The 3,825-nt window shown below is 75.8% G+C and carries 3 protein-coding genes and 1 pseudogene; 2 read left to right on the top strand and 2 right to left on the bottom strand.

The window, feature by feature from the left end:
• The first annotated feature begins 16 nt into the window (after positions 1 to 16).
• Entirely contained in the window at positions 17 to 1,210 is a 1,194-nt protein-coding gene (locus tag AE652_RS37230) for a sulfite oxidase (protein ID WP_053112497.1), read from the top strand.
• A gap of 62 nt (positions 1,211 to 1,272) precedes the next feature.
• Here AE652_RS37230 and AE652_RS37225 read toward each other — a convergent pair whose 3' ends face one another.
• Together AE652_RS37225 and AE652_RS37220 are read right to left on the bottom strand one after the other, a co-directional pair.
• The gene (locus AE652_RS37225) at positions 1,273 to 1,923 is read right to left on the bottom strand and encodes a TetR/AcrR family transcriptional regulator (protein WP_063780393.1); all 651 of its coding nucleotides are present in this window, start codon (positions 1,921 to 1,923) and stop codon (positions 1,273 to 1,275) included.
• A gap of 112 nt (positions 1,924 to 2,035) precedes the next feature.
• Positions 2,036 to 2,944, bottom strand: coding sequence for an acyl-CoA thioesterase II (locus tag AE652_RS37220; protein WP_063780392.1), 909 nt, complete (start codon positions 2,942 to 2,944; stop codon positions 2,036 to 2,038).
• Between the two features lie 218 nt (positions 2,945 to 3,162).
• Here AE652_RS37220 and AE652_RS37215 point away from each other — a divergent pair.
• Positions 3,163 to 3,825: pseudogene (locus AE652_RS37215) on the top strand (SWIM zinc finger family protein); the annotation flags it as partial.

Here is a 3,825-nt window from a genome sequence, read left to right as displayed (position 1 = left end):
GGTCCCGGCCGCGCCGCTGGTCACCGCAGGCCGGGCGGCCGCCGAGGGGGTGCCCGGGCCGGCGTCCGGGGCGGTCTCCGGGGCCTCGTCCGGGCCCGTGCCCGGGATCGTCAAACCGCTGCCCGCCGAGTGGTTCGTGCCGCACGGCACCAACGCGGAGACGCGCTGGGACACCTTCCGCGGCGCCGACGGCGGCGCCGCCATCGGACGCCACGTGCCGGTGGAGCGGTTCTTCGTCCGCAACCACACCAGCACCCCGCTGATCGACCCGGACACCTGGAGCCTCAGGCTCTTCGGCAGCGGCCTGCGCGGCGCCCCGACGGCCGGGCGCCCGGTCGAGTTCGGCCTGGACGACCTGCGGGAGCTGCCGTCCACCCGGATCAGCGCGCTGATCGAGTGCGCCGGCAACGGCCGCAGCTACTACTCCGGCCAGCAGGGCCAGCCCGTCCCGGGCACGCCGTGGACGCTCGGCGGCGTCGGCTCGGCGAGCTGGCGGGGCGTCCGGCTGGCCGAGGTGCTGCGGGCCGCCGGGCTGACCGGGGCGGCGGTGGACGTGCTGCCCACCGGCCTGGACCCGGACTTCGTCGCGGGCGGCACCAACTACGGCCCGGTGCGCCGCCCGCTGCCGATCGCCAAGGCGCTGGACGACGTGCTGCTCGCGTACGAGATGAACGGCGAGCCGCTGACCCCGGACCACGGCGCCCCGGCCCGGCTGGTGGTGCCCGGCTGGGTGGGCATCGCCTCGATCAAGTGGGTGGGCAGCGTGGAGGTCGCCGACCACCCGCTGTACTCGCCGTGGAACACCGACTTCTACCGGATGTTCGGCCCGGACTACCCGCCCGGCGGGGGCGACCCGCTCACCGTCCAGGTGGTCAAGAGCGCCTTCGAGCTGGCCGCGGGAGCGCGACTGGCGGCGGACCGCGAGCACCGGCTGCACGGGCGCTCGTGGTCCGGCGTGGCGGCGGTGCGCCGGGTCGAGGTCAGCACGGACGGCGGCCGGACCTGGCGGCGCGCCGAGCTGCGCGACGAGCCGCGGGCCGACGGCTGGACGCGCTGGAGCTTCGACTGGCGCCCCGGGCGGCCCGGCCCGTACGAGCTGCGCGCCCGCGCGACGGACCGCCGGGGGAACACCCAGCCCGAGCGGGCGCTGTTCAACCGGGAGGGCTACCTGTTCGGTGCCGTGGTGGCCCACCCGGTGACGGTGGTCTGAGCCGAGCGCTGGCCTGAGCCGCGTCAGGAGCCCCGGCGGCGGGGCTCCTGACGCGGCGCGGCTCAGCCGGTGGACTGGACCTCGTACGGGGCCGGGTAGCGCGTCTCGTACGGGGTCAGCACCAGCCGCACCACGTCCTCCAGGCGCCGCCGGGCGTCCCCGAGGGTGGTGCGGCCGGTCACCCAGGCGGTCAGCTCGCCCTGCCAGGCGTGGGCCACGATGTGCCGCACCAGGTCGCTCGCGGCGGCCGGCACCTCGGCCGTCACCGCTTGCAGGGCGGTGCTGTCGGCCCGGGCCATGCCCTGCAGGGCCTCGCTGGCGAAGGGATCGGTGGAGGCGGCCACGGCCACCCGTAGCCGGGCGAGTTCGGGCTGCCGCTGGTAGGCCCGCATCCCGCCCCGGACGAACCGGACGGCCCGGTCGGTGGCCCCGAGCCCGGCCCTCGGTCCGCGCAGCTCGGCCACCAGGTCGGCCAGCAGCAGGCGGTGCCATTCGGCGATCGCCGCAGCCAGGAGGTGGTCCTTGGAGGAGAAGTAGCGGTACGCCGTCCCCAGGGCGACTCCGGACCGCTCGCAGACTTGTTTCATCTGCATACGCTCGACGCCGATCTCGTTCACCAGGGCGAGCGCGGCCGCGATCAGGCTTTCGCGGCGTTCGAGCTGACGCGGAGACATCGCCTCCACCGGCCGTGGTGACAGGTCAACCTTGGTCACCCGCACCATGATACGGGCCGGGGCCGCTCAGGAGTATGACGCCGTCCGGCCCCCTTCCGTTCGTCCGGCGGTCACCGGGGTGCCGGAGGTGTGACGAGGGGGCCCTCGGGCGTCACGACGGGTCGCGGACCAGCGCCTCCTGGACGGCGGAGGCGACCAGCCGGCCGTCCAGGTCGTAGAACTCGCCGAGCGCCAGGCCCCGGCCGTCCGAGGAGGACGGGCTGCGCTGGGCGAACAGCAGCCACTCGTCGGCCCGGAAGGGGCGGTGGAACCACATCGCGTGGTCCAGCGAGGCCATCAGCAGCCGGGGCGGCTCGGTGCGCTGGAAGGAGTTCGACTGCACGTCCAGCCCGACGGTGGAGGCCAGGGTGAGGTCGGACAGGTAGGCGAGCGCGCCGGCGTGCAGCAGCGGGTCGCCGTCCGGCAGCGGGGAGGCGGTGCGCATCCAGACGAACTGCTGGAGCAGCCCGGGGACGGCCGGCGGCAGCCCCGGGGTGTCCGCCGGGACGAACCGCAGGTCGAGGTCGCGGAAGCCGCCGGACGCGGCGAAGCCCCGGCGGACCTCCTCGGGCAGGAGGGCGACGGCGTTCGGCAGCGACTCCGGGCGCGGCAGCGGCGGGATCCGGCGCTGGCGGTCGGCGGCCGGCTCGGGGTGCTTGAAGGAGACCGAGAGGGTGAAGATCTCGTTCCCCCGCTGGAGCGCCGTCACCCGGCGGGTGGTGTACGAGAGGCCCTCGCGGACCCGCTCGACCAGGTAGTCGATCGGGTGGCCCGGGGTGCCCGGCAGCAGGAAGTAGCCGTGCAGCGAGTGCACCGGGCGCTCGTCCTCGCAGGTGCGCCCGGCGGCGACGAGCGCCTGCGCGGCGACATGGCCGCCGAAGGCGCGCATCGGGGCGCCGGCGTGGCAGCAGCCCCGGAACGTGTTCTCGTCCAGCCGCTCGATCTCCAGCAGCTCGGCGAACGGGGCGGCCGGCACGGCGCGCCGTTCGGCCCGGACGTGCGGTTCGGTGAGGTCGGTCACGAGGCCATAGTGGCAGAAGCCAACCGTGTGGTGGTGTGACCTGGGTAACGCCGCCCGCGGGCTCGCGTGATGACATAGAACACGTTCCAGTCCGATCCCCGGCTCCGGTCCCGCGCCCGGCCGGGTCGAGGCCCTCCCGGCGCCCTCGCGAGGCCGCCCCGAGGCCGCCCCGCGGCCGTCCCGCCGGATTGTCAGTGCCCTCACCTAGCGTGCTCGACATGACGCAATCCGCACACGCGTACGCCTATCTGCGCCCGTCGGCCGTCCTGGACGGCGCCGACGGCCGGCACCTCGACCTGGCCACCTCCGGCGGCGCCACCCCGCTCGGCGCCGCCGCCAACCCGCGCTTCTTCGCGGGCTTCCTGGCCGATCCGGCGCCGGCCGCCGCCGCGCTGCTCGCGGTCGCGGACGTCGCCGCCGCGCGCTACTACCAGCCGCGGCTGCGCGCCTCGCTCGACCCGGTGGTCACCGCGAACGGGGACCGGCTGCGCTTCGAGTCCTTCTCGGGCTGCTGCGGCGTCTACGCCCGGCTCGACGTGCTCGGGGCCGGGCTCGACGGGGACGAGATCGGCCACGGCACCACCAACGTGGACGTCAACAACCCGCTGCGCGAGGCGCTGACCAGGATCGGCCCGGCCGACCCGCTGCACCTCGCGGTCGGGCCGGACGCGCTGGAGGTCACCACCTTCGACGGCCCGCTGGTCGAGAAGAAGGTGCCGCTGCCGGAGCGCTGGCTGCGCGGCTTCGCCGAGACCCAGGTGGTCGCCGCCGGTTTCGAACCGCGCGCCGAGCTGCCCGCCGCCGAGGCGGTGCGGTTCCTGCGCTCGCTGCCGCGCGGCGGGCGGGCCGGCGTCGGCTGGGTCGTCCCGGCCGGGAGGACG

Source organism: Kitasatospora sp. MY 5-36 (assembly GCF_001182915.1).
In the GTDB taxonomy this organism is placed as follows: domain Bacteria; phylum Actinomycetota; class Actinomycetes; order Streptomycetales; family Streptomycetaceae; genus Kitasatospora.
This window is presented reverse-complemented; position numbering and strand designations above follow the sequence as displayed.